The following is a 21,033-nucleotide window of genomic DNA, read 5'->3' on the forward strand; positions in this document are numbered from 1 at the left end:
TTAGACAGATCGGAACAAAGAGCCCCGGGTTTCGCTGCGCTCTACCCGGGCTACGTCGCCTCTTTCATTCGCGGATGAAATCCCGCCAACGAGGAATCGCATGCTTGCGCGCGCTGTAGCGCATGTACCACGCCATCGCCAGACCGAACAACGCACCGGCAAGCAACGCCGCGATTGCGGCGACCGCTAGTGGCATGTCCTGGCGGCCCCACAGAATCAGCCACATCAGCAGGCCCCAGAACACGCCGAAGAATCCACCCATCAACAGACCATTGAACGCAAAGCCGGCCATATGCGGTGGCGGCACTTTGACACCCAGCTTCCAAAGCAGCCGGAACAGCGGTGGTGCGTAAGTGCTCTTGCCCAGCCCCTTGGCATCCAGCAGTGCGAGCGCCTGCTGAAGGCGTGCGTCGAATCCTGTTGTTTCGCGATCCATTTCCCCTCCTTTACAGCGCGTCCGAATCCAGTTCGCCCGTCCGTATCCGCACCACCCGCTCCAGTTCGTAAACGAACACCTTCCCATCCCCGATCTTGCCGGTGCCCGCTGCCTTGACGATGGCTTCCACCACCATGTCGACCTGATCGTTGGTGACCGCGATCTCCAGCTTCACCTTGGGCAGGAAATCGACCACGTATTCGGCGCCGCGATAGAGTTCGGTGTGGCCCTTCTGCCGGCCGAAACCCTTCACCTCGGTGACGGTGATGCCGGTGATGCCGGCTTCGGCCAGCGCTTCCCGCACGTCGTCCAGCTTGAACGGCTTGATGATGGCCATGATCATTTTCATGAAGGTTTCCTCGCCAGGATGCTGGCCTCAGGATATCCCGGTTGCCGCCTTTCCGGTTGCAGCCCGGCTGGGGGTCGGGTTCAATGGGCGCCAAGGACTTGGCGTCGGAATAACCTGACCCCACGCCGCAGCGAATGCCGATGGCGCGATCGCGGCGACGCAGTCAGGCTGCACGCACTGCCGGATGGCATGCCAACAAGGGCTCCCACATGATCGACCTAAACCACATCGACGACCTCGCCCGCCGCCTCAGCGACCTGGTGCCGCCGGGCCTGCGCGAATCCCGGGAAGAACTGCAGCAGACCTTCAAGAGCGCGCTGCAATCCGGCTTGTCCCGGCTGGACCTGGTGACCCGCGAGGAGTTCGACGTGCAGCGCGCGGTGCTGTTGCGCACGCGCGAGAAGCTCGATGCGCTGGAGCGCGCCGTGGCTGCCGCGCTGGAAGCCGAACGCGCTTCTTCGCAAACCCCACAGCACTAGGCCCCGCCGCCATGAGCCTTGCGCTGGTGCACAGCCGTGCACGCGCCGGCGTGGCCGCGCCTCCGGTCCGGGTGGAGGTGCACCTGTCCGGCGGACTGCCGATGATCCACATCGTCGGCCTGCCGGAAGCGGCGGTGCGCGAATCCCGCGACCGCGTCCGCGCCGCGATCCTCTGCGCGCAATTCGAATTCCCGCAGCGGCGCATCACCGTCAACCTGGCCCCGGCCGACCTGCCCAAGGACGGCGGGCGTTTCGATCTGCCGATCGCGCTCGGCATCCTCGCCGCCAGCGGCCAGATCGACCGCAACGCGCTGAGCGAATACGAATTCCTCGGCGAGCTCGGCCTGACCGGCGAGCTGCGCACGGTGGATGGCATCCTCCCCGCGGCGCTGGCCGCGGCACGCGCCGGGCGCAAGCTGATCGTGCCGCTGGGCAGCGGCGCCGAAGCCGCCCTCGCCCGCGAAGTCGAGGCCTACACCGCGCGCACCCTGCTGGAAGTCTGCGCGGCCCTGAACCGGACCAAGCAGTTGCCGATCGCAGCGGCCCCGGCGCCGCAACCCAGCCTGATACCGGACATGGCCGACGTGCGCGGACAACTGCACGCGCGTCGCGCCTTGGAAGTCGCTGCAGCCGGCAATCACCATCTGTTGTTGATCGGCACACCGGGTTGCGGCAAGACCCTGCTCGCCTCGCGCCTGCCCGGCCTGCTGCCGGAAGCCAGCGAATCGGAAGCGCTGGAAACCGCGGCCATCGCCTCGGTCAGCGGCCGCGGGCTGGATCCTTCGCGCTGGCGGCAACGTCCTTATCGTTCGCCGCACCACACCGCCAGCGCGGTGGCCCTGGTCGGTGGCGGCGCCGATCCGCGCCCCGGCGAGATTTCGCTCAGTCACAACGGCGTCTTGTTCCTGGACGAGCTGCCGGAATGGGATCGCAAGGCCCTGGAAGTGCTGCGCGAGCCGCTGGAATCCGGCACCGTCACCGTGTCCCGTGCGGCGCGCAGTTCGGAATTCCCCGCGCGCTTCCAACTGGTCGCGGCGATGAATCCCTGCCCCTGCGGCTGGGCCGGCGACCCCTCCGCCCGCTGTCGATGCAGCCCGGAAAACATCCGCCGTTATCGCGCGCGGATTTCCGGGCCGCTGATGGACCGCATCGACCTGCATATCGAAGTGCCGCGGCTGCCCCCACAGGACCTGCGTCCGGATGCGCCCGAAGGCGAACCCACCGCCGCGATACGGCTGCGCGTGGAAGCCGCGCGCACGATCCAGCATGCACGCGCCGGCAAGGCCAACGCGCAACTCGGCCAGTCCGACACCATGGTTTTCTGCCGCCTGCAGGACCGCGACCAGGCGCTGCTGGAGCGGGCCATCGAACGCCTGCAACTGTCAGCGCGCTCCATGCACCGGATCCTGCGCGTGGCCCGCACCATCGCCGACCTGGCCGGTGCCGCTTCCATCGCCACCGCGCATCTGACCGAAGCGCTCGGCTATCGGCGCGTGGACCGCGGCGACACGCGTGACGCGGCTTAAGCCTTGTCCCCCAAGGGGACTTCCTTCGGGGCGTAGATCCGGGCTTGCTCGGATGCTCTCGCTGTTTCCTTGCAGAGCTGGCGATATCCTGACTTCAATGCGAAAAGCATCCGAGCAAGCTCGGATCTACAAAACCTTGCGGCCCCCTGCCTTGTGTCACATGCATGCCGCTCCCAGCCCGTGCTCCACTCACCCCCTACCCGCATTACGCTTTACTGATGAACGCCATGCTGTACTCCGCGTCCGGCCCCTGGTTCCGGACGATCCAGATCCCTTTCCCCGAACATTGGAGCGATGTCCGATGCGACGCCACCTGATCCCCGCGACCTGCCTGCTGTTGTCCCTCTCGATCTCCACCGCCCTGGCCCAGGAAAAGGCCACCGCCGCGCAGCGGATCGCCAGCACCGAACTGATCGCACGCGACGCGCTGTTCGGCAATCCCGAGCGCTCCATCGTGCAGATCAGCCCGGACGGCAAGTACCTCAGCTGGGTGGCGCCGGTGGACGGCGTGCTCAACGTGTGGGTGGCGCCCGCCGATGATCCGGGCAAGGCCCGCGCGGTCACCAGCGACAAGGCCCGCGGCATCCGCAATTACTCCTGGGCGTACCAGCCCGACACCCTGCTGTACCTGCGCGACAGCGGCGGCGACGAGGACTTCCATCTGTTCGCCGTGGATCTGCTCACCGACAAGGCCACCGATCTCACTCCCTTCCCCAAGACCACCGCCCAGGTCAGCGGGGTCAGCGCGCTGCATCCCGAATCGATCCTGGTCGGCATGAACGACCGCGATGCGCAGTGGCACGATCTTTACCGCGTCGATCTGGCCACGGGCAAGCGCTCCCTGGTGGAAAAGAACGAGCAACAGATCGGCGGCTACCTGGCCGATGCCGACTACAAGGTGCGCTATGCGCTGAAATCGCGGCTCGACGGCGGCCAGGACATCCTGCAGCCGGATGGCAAGGGCGGCTGGACGAAGTACGACGACATCCCGTTCGAGGATTCTCTCAGCACCACGCCCGCGGGCCTCACCACCGACGGCAAGACCCTGTACATGATCGATTCGCGCGGCCGCAACACCGCCGCGCTGTACGCCATCGACGTGGCCAGCGGCACGAAAAAACTGGTGTTCGAGGATGCCCGCGCCGATGTCGGCAACTCGCTGGCCGATCCCAAGACCGGCGTGGTCCAGGCGGTCGCCGTGGACTACCTGCGCGAGGAATGGAAGGCGACCGATCCGGCCATCGCCGCCGATCTGGAGAAGCTCGAAGCGCTCGGGCCCGGCAACGTATCGGTCAACAGCCGCAGCTACGACGACAAGACCTGGATCGTGGTGTATTCGGCCGCCGAGGCCCCCGTGGTGTACTACCGTTACGACCGCGGCGGCGATGGGACGCTGACCAAGCTGTTCTCTGCGCGACCCAGGCTGGACGGCAAGCCACTGGTCCCGCAATGGCCGCAGGAAATCCGGTCGCGCGACGGCAAGACCCTGGTCAGCTACCTGACACTGCCGAAGAGCGCGGACGCCGATGGCGACGGCAAGGCCGACAACGCGGTGCCCATGGTCCTGTTCGTGCACGGCGGCCCCTGGGCGCGCGACAGCTACGGTTACAGCGGCTATGCGCAGTGGCTGGCGAACCGCGGCTATGCGGTGCTGTCGGTGAACTTCCGCGGCTCCACCGGCTTCGGCAAGGAGTTCACCAATGCCGGCAACGGCGAGTGGGCGGCGAAGATGCACGACGATCTTCTGGATGCCGTGCAGTGGGCGGTCAAGTCGGGCGTCACCACTCCGGACCAGGTCGCGATCATGGGCGGCAGCTATGGCGGCTATGCCACCCTGGCCGGCCTGACCTTCACCCCGGACGCCTTCGCCTGCGGCGTGGACATCGTCGGTCCGTCCAACCTCAACACCTTGCTCAGCACGGTGCCGCCGTACTGGGCCAGTTTCTTCGAGCAACTGGCCAAGCGCATGGGCGATCCACGCACGGAGGAAGGCAAGAAGTGGCTGCTCGAACGTTCCCCGCTGACCCATGCCGACAAGATCAGCAAGCCGTTGCTGATCGGCCAGGGCGCCAACGATCCGCGGGTGAAGCAGGACGAGAGCGACCAGATCGTCAAGGCGATGCAGGCGAAGGACATCCCGGTGACCTACGTGCTGTTCCCGGACGAAGGCCACGGCTTCGCCCGCCCCGAGAACAGCAAGGCCTTCAACGCGGTGGCCGAGGGCTTCCTCAGCCAGTGCCTGGGCGGTCGCGCGGAACCGATCGGCAGCGACTTCGCCGGTTCCAGTATCAGCGTTCCGGCCGGTGCGGACGGCGTGCCGGGATTGGCCGAGGCGTTGAAGACGCACAAGCAGGAGATCAAGAAGTAAGCGGCAGCGAGGAATCCCGCTCCTGATCGTCATTCCCGCGTAGGCGGGAACCCAGCGACTTTGCTCTCAATGACTTCAAGTCACCGGGTCCCCGCCTACGCGGGGATGACGACCGGGGAATTGAACGTCACGAGGTACGCCATGACCACCGCCCACGCCCAATGCCTCTGCGGCGACATAACCCTGGTAGCCACGCTGCCGAGCAAATGGGTGGCGCATTGCCATTGCAGCCTGTGCCGGCGCGCGCACGGGGCGGCCTTCGTGACCTGGGTGGGGATGGACGCGACACGCTGCGTGATCGGCGATGCGAAGCGGCAACTGCGCTGGTACGAATCGACGCCCGGCGCCGAACGAGGTTTCTGCGGCCATTGCGGGACGATGATGTTCTTCCGCAGCGAACGCTGGCCCGGCGAATTGCACATCGCCCTGGCCCACTTCACCACCCCGGTGGACCGGATGCCGCAGACGCACGCGTACTGGGAAGACCATGTGCCGTGGGCGGATGTGGATCCGCAGGATGGGTTGCCGCGGAAATCGCCCGTCCAGGCGAAACCCGGTTAACTGCCCGATGCCGTTCATCCCCGGATGCCGCCAATCTTTGTAGGTCCGAGCTTGCTCGGATGCCCTTGATTCCTCGCCGAGAGCATCCGAGCAAGCTCGGACCTACAGAACCAGGAATCGGATTTTGCTTACGGCCGGTTGCGTTGGTCGCCGATATCCGGTGACTTACGTTGCCCGGAAAATCTATCCCATGGCGAATTTCCATCTATTGCGAGGGCGCGTTTCCCAGGTCGACGCCTATTACTCCATTACTGCGGTAGTGCGTGACAGGCGGCCGCTGCTCGTACAGGGGGACAACGCAGGCATCCTCCGCGATGAGCTGCAACGCGTTACCAGGGAAGGCACGGCAGACACGCTTGCCTGGGTCGCGATGCCCGATCATCTGCACTGGCTCTTCCAGTTGCGACAGGGATCGCTGGGACGCTGCCTGCAACGCTTCAAGTCGCGCTCCGCACGGGCGATCAATCTGGGCGCGGGTTCATCGGGGCCGCTCTGGCAGGGTGGCTACTACGAGCATTGCCTGAGAAGCGAGGAAGATTTGCGGACACAGGCGCGTTACCTGGTCGCAAATCCGTTGCGGAAGGGCCTGGTGACGAGGATCGAGGATTATCCGTTCTGGTGGTGCCGGTGGATTTCAGGTGCGACCGATCTGGTGTGATCACAAGGAGCACCTGACAGCCATTGCGCCCTCCATTGATCCACCTTGTAGGTCCGAGCAAGCTCGGACCTACAAGGTGGGGGTTTCTGTGTGCCAGATCTCGCCGTCGGGGTCCAGTTCCATGGTCACCATTTCCTCGCCGCGCCAGCCGAAACCGCAGATCGCCAGGGCGCCGCTGCTGATCGGGTCCAGGGCGAAGGCCTGTTCCAGCGGCACTTCGTTGATCGCGCAGGTGATGTAGGCGGCCAGGCCGGCTTCGGTCGCGGACAGATACAGCGTTTGCGAGAGATGCCCGGCCTCCAGGATGACGGCGCGATGGGCCTTGGCGTGGTTGCGGTATTTCCAGAACGAGCGGTCATAGCGCGGGGCCAGCAGGACCATGACATGGGCATTGGCGAACCAGTGCTGTTCGGCCACGGCGGCCATGGCCAGTTCCTGCAGCGGACGATCCGGCGCAGGCAGCGGTTCCAGCGCGTGGGCGATGGAGTGGTAGTGGTACAGGCCGGGGACCACGCCTTCCACGCCCTGCACGATCAGGTAGGCCTCGATCGGATGCAGGCCGCCGCCGGAGGGACTGGTCTTCTTCAGGAACACGGTGTCGTCGCTGACCCGGACGTGCGACTGGGCCGAGAACACGCGCTCCATCAGTTGGGCGAACAAGGCGTAAGGCAGCGGCTTTTCGGCGTCGAAGTTGCGGCACGTGGCGCGGCGTGCGAGCAGCTGGTCGAAGTCGGTGCGGGCGGTGCGCGGCAGGACGATGCGTTGCCCGCTGTCGCCACGATCCAGGGCTTCCACCGGCGGCGCGCCCAGGACTTCGCGCAGTTCGCCGGCGGTTTCGGTACCGGTGTTTTTCGTCGCTTGCACGGCATCGGCATCGTGCCAACGGGTGAAGGCGTGCGCGGTCGCGGACAGCGGATGCCAGTACACGCTTCGCAGGGTTTCATCGCGTTCGCGCAGGGCGGCGTGGCGCTTTCCGGCGCCGACGACCAGTCCCTTTTTCAATAGACACTTGAGGGCGGCAGAAGCGTCATCGGATAGCTGGCGGCTATCAGTCCATTCGTCCGGGCTCAAGATGCCGAGCAAGTCGCGTTCGGCGGAATCGACTTCGATTTCTTCGCCCAAGTGCGGGGCCAACGCGAACCAGTGCTGTCCGTGACGCATTCCATTGCCACCGGCCAGCAGCGACTCCAGATCGAACTCGGCCTTTTCGCGCGGTTCCAGGTAAAGCACTTTGCAACGACGCACCCGCATCCTGTTTCCCCGAACCTACGACAGCCCGAACCCTACGGTTGTTTAGCGACACGGACAAGGCTAGATTGCGTTCCGACCGGCCTGCAACGGGCTTTGGCTAGGGGAACTACATGGCAACGAAGAAGACGGGCGCTGCGGGCAAGCCGACACCGCTGGATCCGAAAGTCGCGGACAAACTGCTCGATCTGCTCGGCACCGACAACGAGTTCCGTCGGCTGTTCAAGAAGGACCCGGGGGCAGCGCTGGTCAAGGCCGGTTACAAGCTGCCGAAGGGAGACGCGGCCGCAGCGGAAAACCTCCAGCGACTGCATGATCGTCTCCACGTCGAAAAGATCGCGCCCAAGGCTGTGGTGCAGAAAGCCAGGCAGGAAATCAAGACCTCACTGATCTCGGAACTGGCCATGCAGCCGATTCACTTGAACGTGCCTTCCAGCGCGGTGCGCCGCAAGCGCAGCTGATCCGGGAGCACACGTACCGGCCAGTGCCGGTCGAAGGACGCCAGTTCGCGCCTCGCTTCGGCAGGGCGCGACTGTTTGCTCAGCAGCTCGGCCGCACGCAGACTGGCCATCCTGGCATCGGTCACGTTCAATGCCTGTTGGCACCATTTGCATCCACCGAATTCGCTATAAGCGCGCCCGCGGTTGACAGTGAGCCAACGCGCCTCGACGAGGGCCTTGTCGAGGCTGCCCGCATCCGCGTAGGTCTCCAACAAGACCACATGGGTCTGGAAAAGCTCGTTCCCATCCACCAGCGGTGCGAGCTCGGCGATCACCGCGGACGGATCGTCTTTTCGCTGGGGCTCGCTTGCCATCAGGATCTGCAACAACGAACCGACCGGCGGCAACGAGGAGGTTTTTTCCCGTTTCTGGATCCCGCGAATCGCCTTCGCCGCGATATCCCCGTTACCCATCCGCTGCGCCAGGAGCCCCGCGTAAGCAGCCAGTGAGGCGTCGTCCCTCGCACCCGTGTTGCTCTGTGCCGATTCAAGCGATTTCAGCGCCAGCGCGGACAGCGTCTCCAGTGTTGCCAGCGATGCCTGGTGGTCGCCTTTGGCCCACTGGGCGACCGCCAGTGGAAAAAGGCCTTCCCGGAACCGGCTGGTACCAGGCAGAGTCGTGGATTCGACCTGGCGAGCTTCCGCGATCGCCAGATCCCACTTGCCCTGGTCGAGGTAGATGGAAACCCGTTCGAAATGCCCGGAGTCGATTTCAGCCGGCCTCGGCCACGCACGCTCGGCCTCGTCGAACCGTTCCTGCGCAGCGTAACCGGCCGCGCGCCAGGCCTTGGAGCTGCCGAGGCCACTCTTGATGGCCATGCCGAATGCTTTGTCCGCCTCCGCGTAATTGCCGAGTGCAAGCTTCATCCGCCCCAACAGCTCTGCCGCCAGCGGCGCGAATTCATACTTGGGCGAGGTAGCGCGCGTTACATAAGGCACTGCCTCCGAATACCGGTTCAGTACCTCAAGCGAATAACCGACGTTCGCAGCCGCGGGGAAGTATTCCGGATACAGGTTGGACATCTGCATCCAGCTTTCGTAGACCTTGTCCGGAGCATCCACCTGCGCTATCCACGCGTCGAGATAAAGTTGTTCGCGGGCAGGCAAACGGTCCCGTAATGCATGGGCGCGACGCAGACTCGGCAGTCCCTCGGGCAATCTTTGCATCGCGTTGTAGGCGCGAAGCACGCCCATGTGCGCCAAGGCGAATTTACCGTCCAGGTTGACGGCTCGTTCGTAGTAGCCCATGGCCTCTTTGTAATCGCCGTGCCCATACGCCTTCTGTGCAAGCGCATACGCCCGCAACGCATCCAGATTCCGGGTGGTCACCTGCGGCAATGGCTCGGAATCCTTTTCGACCGAAGCCAGCGCCTCGCCCAGTTTCCCGCGCAATGTCCCGGCGACCTTGTCGATGGAATCCAGCGCGGAGCCCACGCCCACACCGTCGGCCGATTCCGCGTACACCGTGGTCTGGGTATGCGGATCGATGACCTCGGCGCTGAAGCGCACGCGTCCGCCCACTTCCGACACCGTCGGCAGGATCACCGCGCGCGCGCCATCGCGTATTGCAATCTCCGAAGCCGTCGCGCGATCCAGCAGCGTGCCTGGCTGGCGCTGCATCCGCGCCAGGGTGTCGCGCGCCTTCATGTCGCTCAACAGATTGACGTAGCGCGACTGCTCCAGGCTGATGCGGAACGCCTGCTGCAGCGAATCGTCCAGCACCTGCTCGCCGGTCAGGTTGCGCAGGTCGCCGACCACCACCCAGTCGCGCTCGGCGAAGGCGATGGCCGGTTGCGGCTTGCCCAGGAACCACGCGCCGATGCCCAGGCCCGCCAGCAGCGCCACTTCCGCGACCAGCGCCGCCGGCCGGCGCCACAGCGGGATATCGCGCCAGGCCTTGGGGTTGTGGCTGGGCATACGCAACGGCGCGAGGCCGACTTCGCCGACTTCATGGATTTCCTGCGCCTGCGGCACGCCCTTGAAGCGCCAGCGCCCATAGGACTTCCACAACAGGTTCTTGCCGCGTTCGCCCAGCTCGCGCGAGGCGCGGCGGGTCAGCGGCTCGGCCACCGACGAGAGCAGGATCTGGCCCGGCCGGGCCAGGGTCATCAGGCGCGCGGCCATCGGCTTGGCCAGGCCTTCTACTTCCAGTGGCTTTGCCCCGACCTGCACCGCCGCGTCGCTGTTCTTCCAGGTCAGCACCTCGCCCACATGCAGGCCGGCGCGCGCCAGCAGCTCCACCTTGCGGGCCTTGCCCAGGTCGCGCAGTCCGCGGGTGTAGTCCAGAGCGAAACCGAGGCCGTCCACCGGGCGCTCGAACAGCAGCAGCAGGCCATCGGAACGATCGATCAGGCGCCCGCGCCATTGCTGCTGCAGTTTCAGCACCAGCTGGTCGTGTTCGCGGAACAGTTCGGCGCCGGCGGTGTCGCCCAGGCGTTCGACCAGCCCGGTCGAATCGACCAAGTCGGTCAGCAACAGGGTGCGCAGCTGCGGGCCTTCGGACGGGGTGCGGAAGAAATCGTTCATCCCGGTCGCCTGCCGCCCTTCAGTCCTGCCACTCGACGCGATTGCCGCCGACGCTCTTGGCCCGGTAGAGGGCCTGATCGGCCTGCGCGTACCAGTCGTTCCATTCGCGCGCCGGATCGACCAGGCAGGCGCCGACGCTGAGCGTGGTGATCAGCGGCGGCGTCGGTTGCATCTGCTGCAGCGCCAGCGCGGTACTGACCACGAAATCGGCGTAGCGCAGCATCTCGTCGCGGCTGTGGGCCTTGAGCAGAAGGCAAAATTCGTCGCCGCCCAGGCGGCAGGCGAAATCCTGCGACCCGGCCAGCGAGCGCAGGATGTTGGCCACGCTCTGCAGCACGCGGTCGCCGAGCAGGTGCCCGTGCAGGTCGTTGACGTCCTTGAAGCGATCGCAATCGATCAGCAGCAGGCCGTAGCCGTGGTAACCGCCGTTGTTGCGGCCCTGCTCCAGGAACATGGCCAGGCCGCGGCGGTTGTACAGCGCGGTGAGCTCGTCGGTGCGGTTGAGCTCCTCGCTCTTGTTGAGCCGGTGCGAGGTGACCCGCAGGCTGTCCAGCGCCGCCTGCAGCTCCTGGTTGCGGCGACGCAGGCGATGGGTCAGGTTCTGCTCGTTGGAGACCACGCGCATGATCGCGCGGCGCAGGAAATGCGAGACCAGGCCGGCGTCGCGATCGACCAGCACCTGGAACTCATGGTGCCGCAATTCCAGCAGCACGCCTTCCACCAGCGCCGTGGCCGAAGCGGCACGCGTGTGATCGCCGATCAGCAGGCCGAGCTCGCCGAAGAATTCGCGCGCGCCGAGGTGTTTCTCGTTGAGGTCCTCGCCGAAATCCAGCGCCACCGCACCCTGCAGGATCACGTACATGCCGGTGCCCATCTCGCCGCGGGCGAAGAGTTTCTCGCCTGCCGCGACCGGCCGCACGCGCCCGACCTGGGCGAAAAGCTCGCACTCCTCCGTCGACAGCACCGCAGTGGTCGGGTCGTTGAGCAATGCTGCTGTGGCCGGCTGTCCCGGCGCGTAGCCGGCGACCAGCGCTACGTTCTCCGAATTCATGTCACGCCCCAATTCGCTGAACCGGAGGATAACACCAGAAGGGGTCCGCAAAAGCCAGGCCGCAGGCCGGTTTTTCCGGCGTGCGGCCCAGCCTGCGGCCCGATGCCGCCTTCCGTCGGAACAGGGCTCAGGCGGCCTTGTCGCCGTGGAACTGTTCTTCCTCGGTGGAACCCTTCAGCGCAGTGGTCGAGGACTGGCCCTGCTGGATCGCCTGGGTCACCGCGTCGAAGTAGCCGGTGCCGACCTCGCGCTGGTGCTTGACCGCGGTGAAGCCGCGGTCGGCGGCGGCGAATTCGGCTTCCTGCAGTTCGACGAAGGCGCTCATCTGCCGGCGCGCATAGCCATGCGCCAGGTTGAACATCGAATAGTTCAGCGCGTGGAAGCCAGCCAGAGTGATGAACTGGAACTTGTAGCCGTAGCCGGCGATTTCCTTCTGGAATTTCGCGATCGTCGCGTCGTCCAGGTTCTTCTTCCAATTGAACGACGGCGAGCAGTTGTAGGCCAGCAGCTTGCCGGGGAACTTCGCGTGGATGGCCTCGGCGAACTTGCGCGCGAATTCCAGATCCGGCTTGCCGGTCTCGCACCAGACCAGGTCGGCGTACGGAGCGTAGGCCAGGCCGCGGCTGATCGCCTGGTCCAGGCCGTTGCGGGTCTTGTAGAAGCCTTCCACGGTGCGCTCGCCGGTGACGAACGACTTGTCGTTGTCGTCGATGTCGCTGGTCAGCAGGTCGGCGGCTTCGGCGTCGGTGCGCGCGACCAGCAGGGTCGGCACGCCCATGACGTCGCTTGCCAAGCGCGCGGCGTTCAACTTCTCGACCGCCTCGCGCGTGGGCACCAGGACCTTGCCGCCCATGTGTCCGCACTTCTTCACCGAGGCCAGCTGGTCCTCGAAGTGCACGCCGGAAGCGCCGGCCTCGATCATCGCCTTCATCAGCTCGAACGCATTGAGCACGCCGCCGAAACCGGCTTCGGCATCGGCAACGATCGGCTGCAGGTAATCGATGCTGTCGTCGCCCTCGGCATGGTTGAGCTGGTCGGCGCGCAGCAGGGTGTTGTTGATGCGCTTGACCACCGCCGGCACCGAGTCGGCCGGATACAGCGACTGGTCCGGATACATCTGCCCGGCCAGGTTGGCGTCGGCGGCGACCTGCCAGCCCGACAGGTAGATGGCCTTCAAGCCGGCCTTGACCTGCTGCATGGCCTGGTTGCCGGTCAGCGCGCCGAGCGCGTTGACGAAATCTTCCTTCTGCAGGTAACCCCACAGCTTTTCCGCGCCGAGCCTGGCGATGGAGTGTTCGACCTTGACCGTGCCGCGCAGACGCACCACGTCCTCGGCGGTGTAGTTGCGGGTGATCCCGGTCCAGCGCGGATTGGTGGCCCAGTCGTGCTTGATTTCTTCGGCGGTCGGCAGCTTGCTCATGGTGGTTTCTCGCGTGGGTTAAGGACAATAGAGGTGTTGTAGGAGCGGCCATGGCCGCGAGCTCTTGATGTGAGGCGACTCAAAAAGGTCGCGGCCATGGCCGCTCCTACATGGAATCAATCGAGGCGTTCGTAAGCGGGCAGGGTCAGGAACTCGGCCAGCTCGTCGTCATGGCTGAGCTGGTCGAGCAAGGCGATGGCCTCGCCGATACGCGTGCCGCCCGGCAGCGCGCTGGTGTCGCCCAGCCGCGACGGCAGGTTCAACAGCGCGCGTTCCAGCAACGCGAAATCGATCAGCGTGCCGTCGGCCAGGTGCAGGCCGTCCGAGTGCAGCCACTGCCACAGCTGGGTGCGGGAAATCTCCGCGGTGGCCGCGTCTTCCATCAACCAGTGGATCGGCACGCAGCCGTTGCCGTCCAGCCACGCGGCCAGGTAACGCACGCAGACTTCGACGTTGCCTTCGAAACCGGCGCGGGTGATGGTGCCCAGCGACGGCTTGATCAGGTCGTCGCGGCTCGCCTTCACGTCCTCGCGCAGCACGCCGTGCTGGTTCGCGGCGGGCATGTGCTGGTCGAAGATCGCGCGCGCGATCGGAATCAGCGCCGGATGCGCGACCCAGGTGCCGTCGTGGCCGGCGCTGACTTCGCGCAGCTTGTCGGCGCGCACGCGGGCCATGGCCTGCTCGTTGGCGGCTTCGTCGCCGCTGATCGGGATCTGCGCGGCCATGCCGCCCATCGCATGCGCGCCGCGGCGGTGGCAGGTCTGGATCAGCAGTTCCGAATACGCCTTGAGGAACGGCTGGGTCATGGTCACCTGGCCGCGCTCGGGCAGGACCTTGTCGCGGTGCCTGCGGAAGGTCTTCAGGTAGGAAAAGATGTAGTCCCAGCGTCCGCAGTTCAGGCCGACGATGCGGCCGCGCAGCGCGTGCAGGATCTCGTCCATCTCGAACACCGCCGGCAGCGTTTCGATCAGCACCGTCGCCTTCATCTGGCCCTGGTCCAGGCCGAGCGTGGTTTCGATATGCGACAGCGCGGCTTCCCACAGCGCCGCCTCTTCCATCGACTGCAGCTTGGGCAGGTAGAAATAAGGGCCGCGGTCCTTCGCAGCCAAAGCCTTGGCGTTGTGGAAGGCGAACAGGGCCAGGTCGAACAGGCCGCCGGCGACCGGCGCGCCATCGATGCGCACGTGCTTCTCGTCCAGGTGCCAGCCGCGCGGGCGCACGATCAGGACCGCCTGCTCTTCGAACGGCTTCAGCGCGTACTGCTTGCCGGGCGTGCCGTTCGCGGAGGCGGGGGCGGCGAATGCGAGCGTCCCGGCGACGGCGGCGATCAGGGTCTGCTGGCCGGCGACCAGGTTGGCCCAGGTCGGCGCGGTGGAATCCTCGAAGTCGGCCATGAACACCTTCGCGCCCGAGTTCAGCGCGTTGATGACCATCTTCGGATCGACCGGGCCGGTGATCTCCACCCGCCGGTCCTGCAGCGCGGCCGGGATCGGGGCGACCTTCCAGTCGCTCTCGCGGATCGCGCGGGTGTCTTCGCGGAAATCCGGCAGGCCGCCGGCGTCGAAGAACGCCTGGCGCTGCTTGCGCGCGGCCAGGCGGACCTGGCGCTGGGGTTCGATCAGGCGATGCAGGGAAGCCAGCAGCTCCAGCGCGGCGGGAGTCAGAAGGGCCTCTTGCCCGGGCGAGATGGCGGTCACCACGACTCCGTCGTGGGCGGCAGCCTTCGAGGGCTGGGCGAACGCATCGGACAAGGGCTGGGCGGACATGCGGCGACTCCATGGTGGTTGCAGGCTGCCGGCGCCATCAAAACCTTACCGTCGTCCCCGCGGAAGCGGGGATCCAGCGACTTGGGCCCGGGAGCTGAAGTCACTGGGTTCCCGCTTCGCGGGAATGACGGCCGTAGGGGTTTCAGGCCACTCAAGCTGGGCGCTCACCGTGCTCTTGCCTTACTTATTTGACAACACAGTTTTATCAATGCAATTAATAAGCTGAGCTTATATGGTGCATCGCAATGGCTGACCGACCGATCGCAACCCCCCGATTTCCTTACAAATCGGATCGCCTGAAGCCGTTGCGGGCTTTCTGCCAGACCGTGCGCCTGGGGTCGGTTTCACGGGCTTCGGAGGCGCTTTATGTCAGCCAGCCGGCCATCACCCTGCAGTTGCAGGCGCTGGAGCGGGAGCTGGGCGTCGGCCTGTTCGAACGCAGCGGGCGCCGCCTGACCCCCACCCGCGAGGGCCAGCTGCTGTACGAACTGGCCCAGCCGCTGGTCGAAAGCCTGGATGGACTGGACGGCAGTTTCCGCGAAAAGGTCCGCGGGCTGGACGCCGGCGAGCTCAATATCGCCGCCAACAGCTCGACCATCCTGTACCTGCTGCCGAAGATCGTGGAGCACTTCCGCGCCCAGCATCCGGACGTGCGCCTGACCCTGCACAACGCGGCCAGCGCCGACGGCACCGACCTGCTCCGCTCCGATGCAGTGGACCTGGCGGTGGGCTCGATGCTGGATATGCCGGCCGACCTCAGCTACGCGCCGGTGTACCGCTTCGAGCCGCTGCTGATCGCCCCGCCCGAGCATCCGCTGATCAAGCAGCGCACATTGAAGCTGGAAGACCTGTCGCCCTATGGCCTGATCCTGCCGCCGAAGCGCCTGGTGACCTATCGCCTGGTCGACCTGGTGTTCCAGCAGAACCGCGTGCCTTACACGGTCGCCCTGGAAGTCGGTGGCTGGGAGGTGATCAAGCAATACGTGGCCATGGGCATGGGCATTTCCATCATCACCTCGATCTGCCTGACCGACGCCGACCGCGGCCGCCTCGCCGCACGCTCGCTCAGCGCCTGGTTCCCAACCCGCAGCTACGGCGTGGTGGTGCGCAAGGGCAAATACCTGTCGCCGCAGGCGCGCGCCTTCATCGAGCTGATCCAGCCGGACCTGTTCACCCGCAGCGGTTATGACGAGACCGGGCCTTCGGAACGCTGAGTCGCGCATCGTGCGGCAAGCCGGCATCGGACGCGGTTCGGCATGAATGGATCGTCAGGCCTGCACCGACTTGGCCGCTGTGCCTGCCTGAATGTCGACGCGCCAGGCGGCAGTGCCGCCACGCACCCGCTCTTGCCGCCCATCAGGCCTGTACCTGTCGCATGCGTTCATCGGGAAGTCTGCTGCCCGAGCTCCTGGGCGAGCCCGATGAGAATTCCTTCGGGACCCCGGATGTAACAGAGCCGGTACGTGTCTTCGTACTCGACCACTTCGCCGACGAGCTCCGCGCCGCGTTTGCCGAGCCGTGCGAGCGTATCGTCGATGTCCTCCACGGTGAACATGACACGTAGGTAACCGAGGGCGTTCACCGGGGCGTTGCGGTGATCGGCGACCACAGGCGGCGCGAGGAATCGGGACATCTCGATCCGGCCATGACCGTCCGGCGTACGCATCATGGCAATCTCGACGCGCATACCGCGCAACCCAGTGACACCCTCTGCCCAGTCTCCTTCGATTGGAGCGCGCCCCTCGAGCTCGAGGCCAAGTTCAGTGAAGAACCCAATGGCGGTATCGATGTCTTCTACCACGATGCCGACGTTGTCCATACGCTTGACAGTCATGACATCTCCTTGGCGCCTGACGCCTGAATCAAGCCGACACCGGCTGGTACCCGCACCAAGCCTGCCACCGCCCAACGCCTGAGCCGGAACACTACAGCAACCTGGCTACTGGGGCAGATTCGAACGAATTAGGTCCGCGGTTTCAGTAAGTTGCTCGGTGGAAACTTGGACTCGCTCTCGACGCTGCGCGTCCCCGCCTGGGTCGTGTGAGGCACCCCTTATGCGTCCGGCGCCATCGAATGTCGCGAGTTGAGGCGGACCTATACCCCAATCACTGCCTTTCTGCCGAGGCACGACATGGAAATGGAAGTGCGGTGTTTCCTGCCCACTGAATACCCCGTTGTTTTGGAACGTAAGTATTCCGAGAGGCCGATAAGTCTTGACGAGCGCCTCTGCGACCCTCTTGGCCGCGGCCATTACGGCCCCGCACTCCTGGTCACAAAGATCGAGCAGCGTCGCGACATGCCGACGCGTGATCACACAGCACTGGCCAACCTCGAATTGCCACGGATTTATCACGGTTAATGTATGTTCGCTTTCGTCTATGATCTTCCATCTTTCTTCGCGACCTGCCACACAAAGGTCGCACGGATCTCTTATGGGGAGTTCGATCATTTGCGCGCTCCGATCAAGCAGGTTTTCCCCAAGCGGCCTGACGCCTGAGTTGAGCCGAACCGCGTAGTAGAGGCAAAGGCATGGAAAACTTTTCCTGCCATGCCTTTACTGTAACGAAGCGGTTTCGGCTTGAACGAATTGCCGAGCACCGATGGCGTGCACCCCAAAGCATGCAACCCACGAATCTCATGCAAGCGCCAGCCACGCGAAAGCTGCCACCACCACGGTTTGGAGTGCAATGATCATCCAGAATAATCCGGGGCGCTCTGATCGATTGGCTTGAATGAATGCGGGATAGCAGATGACCTGACCTGAGCGAATCGCCAAGATGGTGATTAATGCGATTAGCAGAGCCGCCGCAGAGAAAACGATAGTTCCAAGTGAGAGGGTCATATGGGTCTGAGTTTTTTTGGGGCCCAACGCCTGGGCTAAGCCGACCCGCAACGGGGCGGCGACTGGGGTGCTAGCGTAGCGTAGGCACGTAGGCGCTGCCACGGTTTGGGTTCGGCTTGAACGAATTGTTGGGCCGCATAACCCCGATGCTATCCGCGGCGATGAAAGACCCCTTGAACAAAACATAATCCTGCAACGATCTGATCGACGCGCGCCTGCGAGAGCGACCCGATATGCGCCCCCAGCCGTGACTTGTAGACGCAGGATATCTGCGAAGCGACCGCGACGCTTTGGTGCTCCAAGCCTCCCTCGCCCGGCCCCAGCAAGACATTGCCAGGCTCGGAGGCTTTGCGGAGGTTTGAGCTCAGGGAGCAGACGATGACAGTGTTGATGCGAGAGTGATTGAAAACATCCTCTTGTACGACAACGTGAGGATGGGGCGCTCCCGGAACCGAGCCTCTTGTCTCGTCGGCGGCGATCCAGAAGATGTCGCCGCGATTGACGGCATGTGAGTGAGGTTGAGGAGCTACTTCTCTGTCCATGCGGCCTAACGCCTGAGTTAAGCCGACCCACGAAGCGGGTTCGGCTTGAATGAATTGTTAGGCCACTCTACTTGGGGCATGGCTCAGCCGCTAGAGAGCACAGCTCAAGGTAGACCGCTAGAGCAGGTGACTTGCCGGGCTTGGCACAATCTTTCAGCCAGATAGATGCGTACTGACCTACTTTAAGTTGGTGCGCCTCGACTCCACCACCGTAGGCGGTGAAGAGACCTGTGCGCGGGTTGACTTGAACTGTAGTGTCCTTGCCACGGACGTTACGTACCACCACTCGGCCAGCCTTCACTTGGACTAGCCGACCGCTAACAGAGGCAGGGGAAGGCTCGACGTCCGCACCATCAGGAACCGGTAGCACGCATTGCCCATGAGCGGCATGAGCAAGCCGGGTTGATAAGACCAGAAGGACAGTGGGCCAGAGATACTTCATCGAGGGGCCTAACGCCTGAGTTAAGCCGACCAGCAGCGGGGTGGCGACTGGGTGCTAGCGTAGCGGAAAAGCACCCGGGCGGTGCCCCGATGCTGGTTCGGCTTGAACGAATTGTTAGGGCCCACTTGCGACCCCGTCGAGCAGCGGCTGATTGTTACGAAACGAATCTGAGGAGGCTAGATCCCACGGCCAGACCCCGTCAGTAGTTGGATAAACGATTTGAAGTGCTTGATAGTCAGTGTTGCCGTAAAGCCATGTTGCGGAAAGCATGTAGCTACTGCGGTGAGTCTCCAATACCGATCGGAAGTACACCGGGAAGCCGCTAAGGAAGCCTAGGTAGGGAATGCCAGGCAAGAAAGACTCACCGCTGCGCGAGCGATCCATGTAGAGATTGACGAGCGAGTGGCCCAACTCGGGGCGAACCCCAACAACAATGACCTCCGGAACGCCAAGGGTCCTTGTAAGGCCGATGGAGTACGAGAATGACGGATCTACCTGATCGGGATCAAACACAGATGTGACATGGCATCCAAATTGCTCAATGTCATCAAGTATCCGTTGCTCAGCAGGCTTCATGTGGGCCCTAACGCCTGAGTTAAGCCGACCCGCAGCGGGGTGGCGACTGGGTGCTAGCGTAGCGGAAAAGCACCCAGTCGACGCCACGATGCGGGTTCGGCTTGAACGAATTGTTAGGTGTTGCCTCGGATGAATCTCAAAGAGTTGTAGGCGAGCAATACAACAAAGAACCCTACAAGGGAAACCTCGAAAATCGCGGCAACTGTAATCAAATAAGAGAACGGCCTCGATGCGTACGAGAAGTTGTCGTTGGAAAAGCATCGCCTGCAGAATTCATGCACATTACCTGCGGCAATCGAATGGTAAGCAACAACTAGCATTCCAATGCCGATTATTAATCCAACTAGCATAAGAACGCATGCCGCCTTAGTGCTGGTCGTAAGAAAGCGAATTCTACTGAGGCCAATCTGCCTAGCTTTCCCTACCGTCTCCCAAACGGCAAGAACGAAAACTATATTCCAGCAGATGGCAACAATGGGCATGAGCAACACCTAACGCCTGAGTTAAGCCGACCCGTAGCGGGGCGGCGACTGGGTGCTAGCGTAGCGGAAAAGCACCTAGGCGACGCCCCGATGCGGGTTCGGCTTGAACGAATTGTTAGGCCCCAGCGGCATCTATGCGCTCACCCGATAAAGGATCAACGTATCTGTCGCGTAGCTCTGGGACCAGTAGCACAACGGTCTCGCCGATGAACTTTGATGCTTGGTCAAACGACATGCCAGCGAGCGTGGCCGAGCGGATCTGCACCAGCGGATCAGGAAATAGCTCTGCGTCCGGATGCATTACCTCAAGGCTGTCCGTTGTAGTGGACCATCGAAGGCGCAAATCGCTAGAGAGCAGGCCGCGTGGATTCATGTATTTTTTTTGCCGATTTAATTTGGTTTGCGACAGTGTGTGACATGGGGCCTAACGCCTGAGTTAAGCCGACCCGTAGCGGGGTGGCGACTGGGTGCTAGCGTAGCGGAAAAGCACCCAGGCGATGCCCCGATGCGGGTTCGGCTTGAACGAATTGTTAGCGCCCATGCCGACTAGCCACCAGAGTGGTCAAAGACAACATGAGACGCCTCGGGGTTTGTGCGAAAGCGGAACTCTGACTTGTACTCACAGATGCAGGCCGCGACATCACCACTCGGGGTGTACAAGTTGTAGGAAAGGCTCAGAGTGTCACCGACTAGCTTGTACTTTGGTTGTCTCACCGAGTAACCGCAGCCTGCTGGATCACCGACGCGATAGGTGATGCTCGAGTCCGCCACGGAGCTTTGGATGGCGGTCTCATATGGCCGGTTCTCCGGCCAGTCGTTGCAGCCCAGGTAGCGGAACTCTAGCCCAAACTCATCTGTGGGATCAGCGACCGAGTGCCAGCCATAAGCTGAGTTGTACCAGAGGAATCCGCCGACTCCCGCTGCTACTAAAACCCCAAATAACCAGTAACGCTTGCTCATGGGCGCTAACGCCTGAGTTAAGCCGACCCGCAGCGGGGCGGCGACTGGATGCAAATATAGCCGAAGGCGTGCAGTTAGGCGCCGCCCCGATGTGGGTTCGGCTTGAACGAATTGTTAGGCGGCACCATCGGAACCTTCCGATCCAGATTTTCCGTCCCGTAACAGCCGGATAATTAGCTTTCCAGCGGTCAGATAGACGGCTAAAAAAATTAGAAGCAAGAACACGTAGTCAGTGAAATGAGCCGACATTTCAGCGATTGCGGGAATATCACGACGAGCTGCCCGATACGCAAGAGTAATCA

The 21,033-nt window shown here is 63.7% G+C and carries 20 protein-coding genes; 7 read left to right on the forward strand and 13 right to left on the reverse strand.

Translation table 11 applies throughout. From position 1 onward, the window contains the following. Positions 1–64 precede the first annotated feature (64 nt). Together CSC74_RS11815 and CSC74_RS11820 are read right to left on the reverse strand one after the other, a co-directional pair. Positions 65–436: a DUF6404 family protein gene (locus CSC74_RS11815; protein ID WP_162314647.1), complete on the reverse strand. Its 372-nt coding sequence runs from the start codon at positions 434–436 to the stop codon at positions 65–67. Between the two features lie 10 nt (positions 437–446). Further along, positions 447–785 (reverse strand): P-II family nitrogen regulator, encoded by a 339-nt coding sequence (locus CSC74_RS11820; protein WP_162314648.1) that lies wholly within the window; start codon positions 783–785, stop codon positions 447–449. A 209-nt stretch (positions 786–994) separates the two neighbouring features. On the opposite strand from CSC74_RS11820, the gene ubiK reads away from it, so the two are divergent. The 5 genes from ubiK (at position 995) to CSC74_RS11845 (ending at position 6,377) form a co-directional block, all read left to right on the forward strand. Next, positions 995–1,264 carry a ubiquinone biosynthesis accessory factor UbiK gene (gene ubiK, locus CSC74_RS11825; RefSeq protein WP_162314649.1) on the forward strand — a complete coding sequence of 90 codons (270 nt, stop codon included), beginning with the start codon at positions 995–997 and terminating at the stop codon, positions 1,262–1,264. An 11-nt stretch (positions 1,265–1,275) separates the two neighbouring features. Further along, positions 1,276–2,790: a YifB family Mg chelatase-like AAA ATPase gene (locus tag CSC74_RS11830; RefSeq protein ID WP_162314650.1), complete on the forward strand. Its 1,515-nt coding sequence runs from the start codon at positions 1,276–1,278 to the stop codon at positions 2,788–2,790. Positions 2,791–3,091: 301 nt separating this feature from the next. Further along, the gene (locus CSC74_RS11835) at positions 3,092–5,158 is read left to right on the forward strand and encodes a S9 family peptidase (RefSeq protein WP_162314651.1); all 2,067 of its coding nucleotides are present in this window, start codon (positions 3,092–3,094) and stop codon (positions 5,156–5,158) included. Positions 5,159–5,299: 141 nt separating this feature from the next. Further along, entirely contained in the window at positions 5,300–5,719 is a 420-nt protein-coding gene (locus CSC74_RS11840) for a GFA family protein (RefSeq protein ID WP_162314652.1), read from the forward strand. A 190-nt stretch (positions 5,720–5,909) separates the two neighbouring features. Beyond that, positions 5,910–6,377, forward strand: a complete 468-nt coding sequence (locus CSC74_RS11845; RefSeq protein WP_162314653.1) for an REP-associated tyrosine transposase — start codon at positions 5,910–5,912, stop codon at positions 6,375–6,377. A gap of 69 nt (positions 6,378–6,446) precedes the next feature. Here CSC74_RS11845 and CSC74_RS11850 read toward each other — a convergent pair whose 3' ends face one another. Beyond that, positions 6,447–7,628: a putative peptide maturation dehydrogenase gene (locus tag CSC74_RS11850; protein ID WP_162314654.1), complete on the reverse strand. Its 1,182-nt coding sequence runs from the start codon at positions 7,626–7,628 to the stop codon at positions 6,447–6,449. Between the two features lie 110 nt (positions 7,629–7,738). On the opposite strand from CSC74_RS11850, the gene CSC74_RS11855 reads away from it, so the two are divergent. Next, complete coding sequence (locus CSC74_RS11855; protein ID WP_162314655.1) at positions 7,739–8,086, forward strand: NHLP-related RiPP peptide; 348 nt, start codon at positions 7,739–7,741, stop codon at positions 8,084–8,086. Here CSC74_RS11855 and CSC74_RS11860 read toward each other — a convergent pair. The 4 genes from CSC74_RS11860 to aceB form a co-directional block, all read right to left on the reverse strand. Continuing rightward, positions 8,041–10,650: a putative peptide modification system cyclase gene (locus tag CSC74_RS11860; protein ID WP_162314656.1), complete on the reverse strand. Its 2,610-nt coding sequence runs from the start codon at positions 10,648–10,650 to the stop codon at positions 8,041–8,043. The two genes, CSC74_RS11855 and CSC74_RS11860, sit on opposite strands and share 46 nt — an antisense overlap. A 19-nt stretch (positions 10,651–10,669) precedes the next feature. Continuing rightward, a complete protein-coding gene (locus CSC74_RS11865) occupies positions 10,670–11,701 on the reverse strand; it encodes a GGDEF domain-containing protein (protein ID WP_162314657.1) in 1,032 nt (343 codons plus the stop codon). A gap of 127 nt (positions 11,702–11,828) precedes the next feature. Next, positions 11,829–13,121 (reverse strand): isocitrate lyase, encoded by a 1,293-nt coding sequence (gene aceA / locus CSC74_RS11870; protein WP_162314658.1) that lies wholly within the window; start codon positions 13,119–13,121, stop codon positions 11,829–11,831. A 116-nt stretch (positions 13,122–13,237) separates the two neighbouring features. Further along, the gene (gene aceB, locus CSC74_RS11875) at positions 13,238–14,887 is read right to left on the reverse strand and encodes a malate synthase A (protein WP_162314659.1); all 1,650 of its coding nucleotides are present in this window, start codon (positions 14,885–14,887) and stop codon (positions 13,238–13,240) included. 245 nt (positions 14,888–15,132) lie between these two features. On the opposite strand from aceB, the gene CSC74_RS11880 reads away from it, so the two are divergent. Further along, on the forward strand, positions 15,133–16,101 hold the full coding sequence (locus CSC74_RS11880; RefSeq protein ID WP_162314660.1) for a LysR family transcriptional regulator: 969 nt from the start codon (positions 15,133–15,135) through the stop codon (positions 16,099–16,101). Positions 16,102–16,268: 167 nt separating this feature from the next. On the opposite strand, the gene CSC74_RS11885 is transcribed toward CSC74_RS11880, so the two are convergent. The 6 genes from CSC74_RS11885 to CSC74_RS11905 form a co-directional block, all read right to left on the reverse strand. Then, positions 16,269–16,721, reverse strand: coding sequence for a VOC family protein (locus CSC74_RS11885; protein ID WP_162314661.1), 453 nt, complete (start codon positions 16,719–16,721; stop codon positions 16,269–16,271). A gap of 105 nt (positions 16,722–16,826) precedes the next feature. Continuing rightward, on the reverse strand, positions 16,827–17,336 hold the full coding sequence (locus CSC74_RS17745) for an HIT family protein (protein ID WP_162314662.1): 510 nt from the start codon (positions 17,334–17,336) through the stop codon (positions 16,827–16,829). Positions 17,337–17,522: 186 nt separating this feature from the next. Continuing rightward, positions 17,523–17,729, reverse strand: coding sequence for a hypothetical protein (locus CSC74_RS17460; protein WP_211369630.1), 207 nt, complete (start codon positions 17,727–17,729; stop codon positions 17,523–17,525). A gap of 149 nt (positions 17,730–17,878) precedes the next feature. After that, positions 17,879–18,271, reverse strand: a complete 393-nt coding sequence (locus tag CSC74_RS17750; RefSeq protein ID WP_162314663.1) for a type II toxin-antitoxin system PemK/MazF family toxin — start codon at positions 18,269–18,271, stop codon at positions 17,879–17,881. 556 nt (positions 18,272–18,827) lie between these two features. Then, positions 18,828–19,289: a DUF4262 domain-containing protein gene (locus CSC74_RS11900; protein WP_162314664.1), complete on the reverse strand. Its 462-nt coding sequence runs from the start codon at positions 19,287–19,289 to the stop codon at positions 18,828–18,830. Between the two features lie 1,028 nt (positions 19,290–20,317). Then, complete coding sequence (locus CSC74_RS11905; RefSeq protein WP_162314665.1) at positions 20,318–20,731, reverse strand: hypothetical protein; 414 nt, start codon at positions 20,729–20,731, stop codon at positions 20,318–20,320. Between the last annotated feature and the right edge of the window lie 302 nt (positions 20,732–21,033).

The organism is Pseudoxanthomonas yeongjuensis (assembly GCF_010093345.1).
Classification (GTDB): Bacteria; Pseudomonadota; Gammaproteobacteria; order Xanthomonadales; family Xanthomonadaceae; genus Pseudoxanthomonas_A; species Pseudoxanthomonas_A yeongjuensis.

Coding starts and splice junctions, on each gene's coding strand:
- CSC74_RS11835 (WP_162314651.1), top strand. CDS start 3,092: ATGCGACGCCACCTGATCCCCGCGACCTGCCTGCTGTTGTCCCTCTCG.
- CSC74_RS11905 (WP_162314665.1), bottom strand. CDS start 20,731: ATGAGCAAGCGTTACTGGTTATTTGGGGTTTTAGTAGCAGCGGGAGTC.
- aceA (WP_162314658.1), bottom strand. CDS start 13,121: ATGAGCAAGCTGCCGACCGCCGAAGAAATCAAGCACGACTGGGCCACC.
- ubiK (WP_162314649.1), top strand. CDS start 995: ATGATCGACCTAAACCACATCGACGACCTCGCCCGCCGCCTCAGCGAC.
- CSC74_RS17745 (WP_162314662.1), bottom strand. CDS start 17,336: ATGATCGAACTCCCCATAAGAGATCCGTGCGACCTTTGTGTGGCAGGT.
- CSC74_RS11845 (WP_162314653.1), top strand. CDS start 5,910: ATGGCGAATTTCCATCTATTGCGAGGGCGCGTTTCCCAGGTCGACGCC.
- CSC74_RS17750 (WP_162314663.1), bottom strand. CDS start 18,271: ATGGACAGAGAAGTAGCTCCTCAACCTCACTCACATGCCGTCAATCGC.
- CSC74_RS11900 (WP_162314664.1), bottom strand. CDS start 19,289: ATGAAGCCTGCTGAGCAACGGATACTTGATGACATTGAGCAATTTGGA.
- CSC74_RS11815 (WP_162314647.1), bottom strand. CDS start 436: ATGGATCGCGAAACAACAGGATTCGACGCACGCCTTCAGCAGGCGCTC.
- CSC74_RS11880 (WP_162314660.1), top strand. CDS start 15,133: ATGGCTGACCGACCGATCGCAACCCCCCGATTTCCTTACAAATCGGAT.
- CSC74_RS11885 (WP_162314661.1), bottom strand. CDS start 16,721: ATGACTGTCAAGCGTATGGACAACGTCGGCATCGTGGTAGAAGACATC.
- aceB (WP_162314659.1), bottom strand. CDS start 14,887: ATGTCCGCCCAGCCCTTGTCCGATGCGTTCGCCCAGCCCTCGAAGGCT.
- CSC74_RS11865 (WP_162314657.1), bottom strand. CDS start 11,701: ATGAATTCGGAGAACGTAGCGCTGGTCGCCGGCTACGCGCCGGGACAG.
- CSC74_RS11855 (WP_162314655.1), top strand. CDS start 7,739: ATGGCAACGAAGAAGACGGGCGCTGCGGGCAAGCCGACACCGCTGGAT.
- CSC74_RS11850 (WP_162314654.1), bottom strand. CDS start 7,628: ATGCGGGTGCGTCGTTGCAAAGTGCTTTACCTGGAACCGCGCGAAAAG.
- CSC74_RS11830 (WP_162314650.1), top strand. CDS start 1,276: ATGAGCCTTGCGCTGGTGCACAGCCGTGCACGCGCCGGCGTGGCCGCG.
- CSC74_RS11860 (WP_162314656.1), bottom strand. CDS start 10,650: ATGAACGATTTCTTCCGCACCCCGTCCGAAGGCCCGCAGCTGCGCACC.
- CSC74_RS17460 (WP_211369630.1), bottom strand. CDS start 17,729: ATGACCCTCTCACTTGGAACTATCGTTTTCTCTGCGGCGGCTCTGCTA.
- CSC74_RS11840 (WP_162314652.1), top strand. CDS start 5,300: ATGACCACCGCCCACGCCCAATGCCTCTGCGGCGACATAACCCTGGTA.
- CSC74_RS11820 (WP_162314648.1), bottom strand. CDS start 785: ATGAAAATGATCATGGCCATCATCAAGCCGTTCAAGCTGGACGACGTG.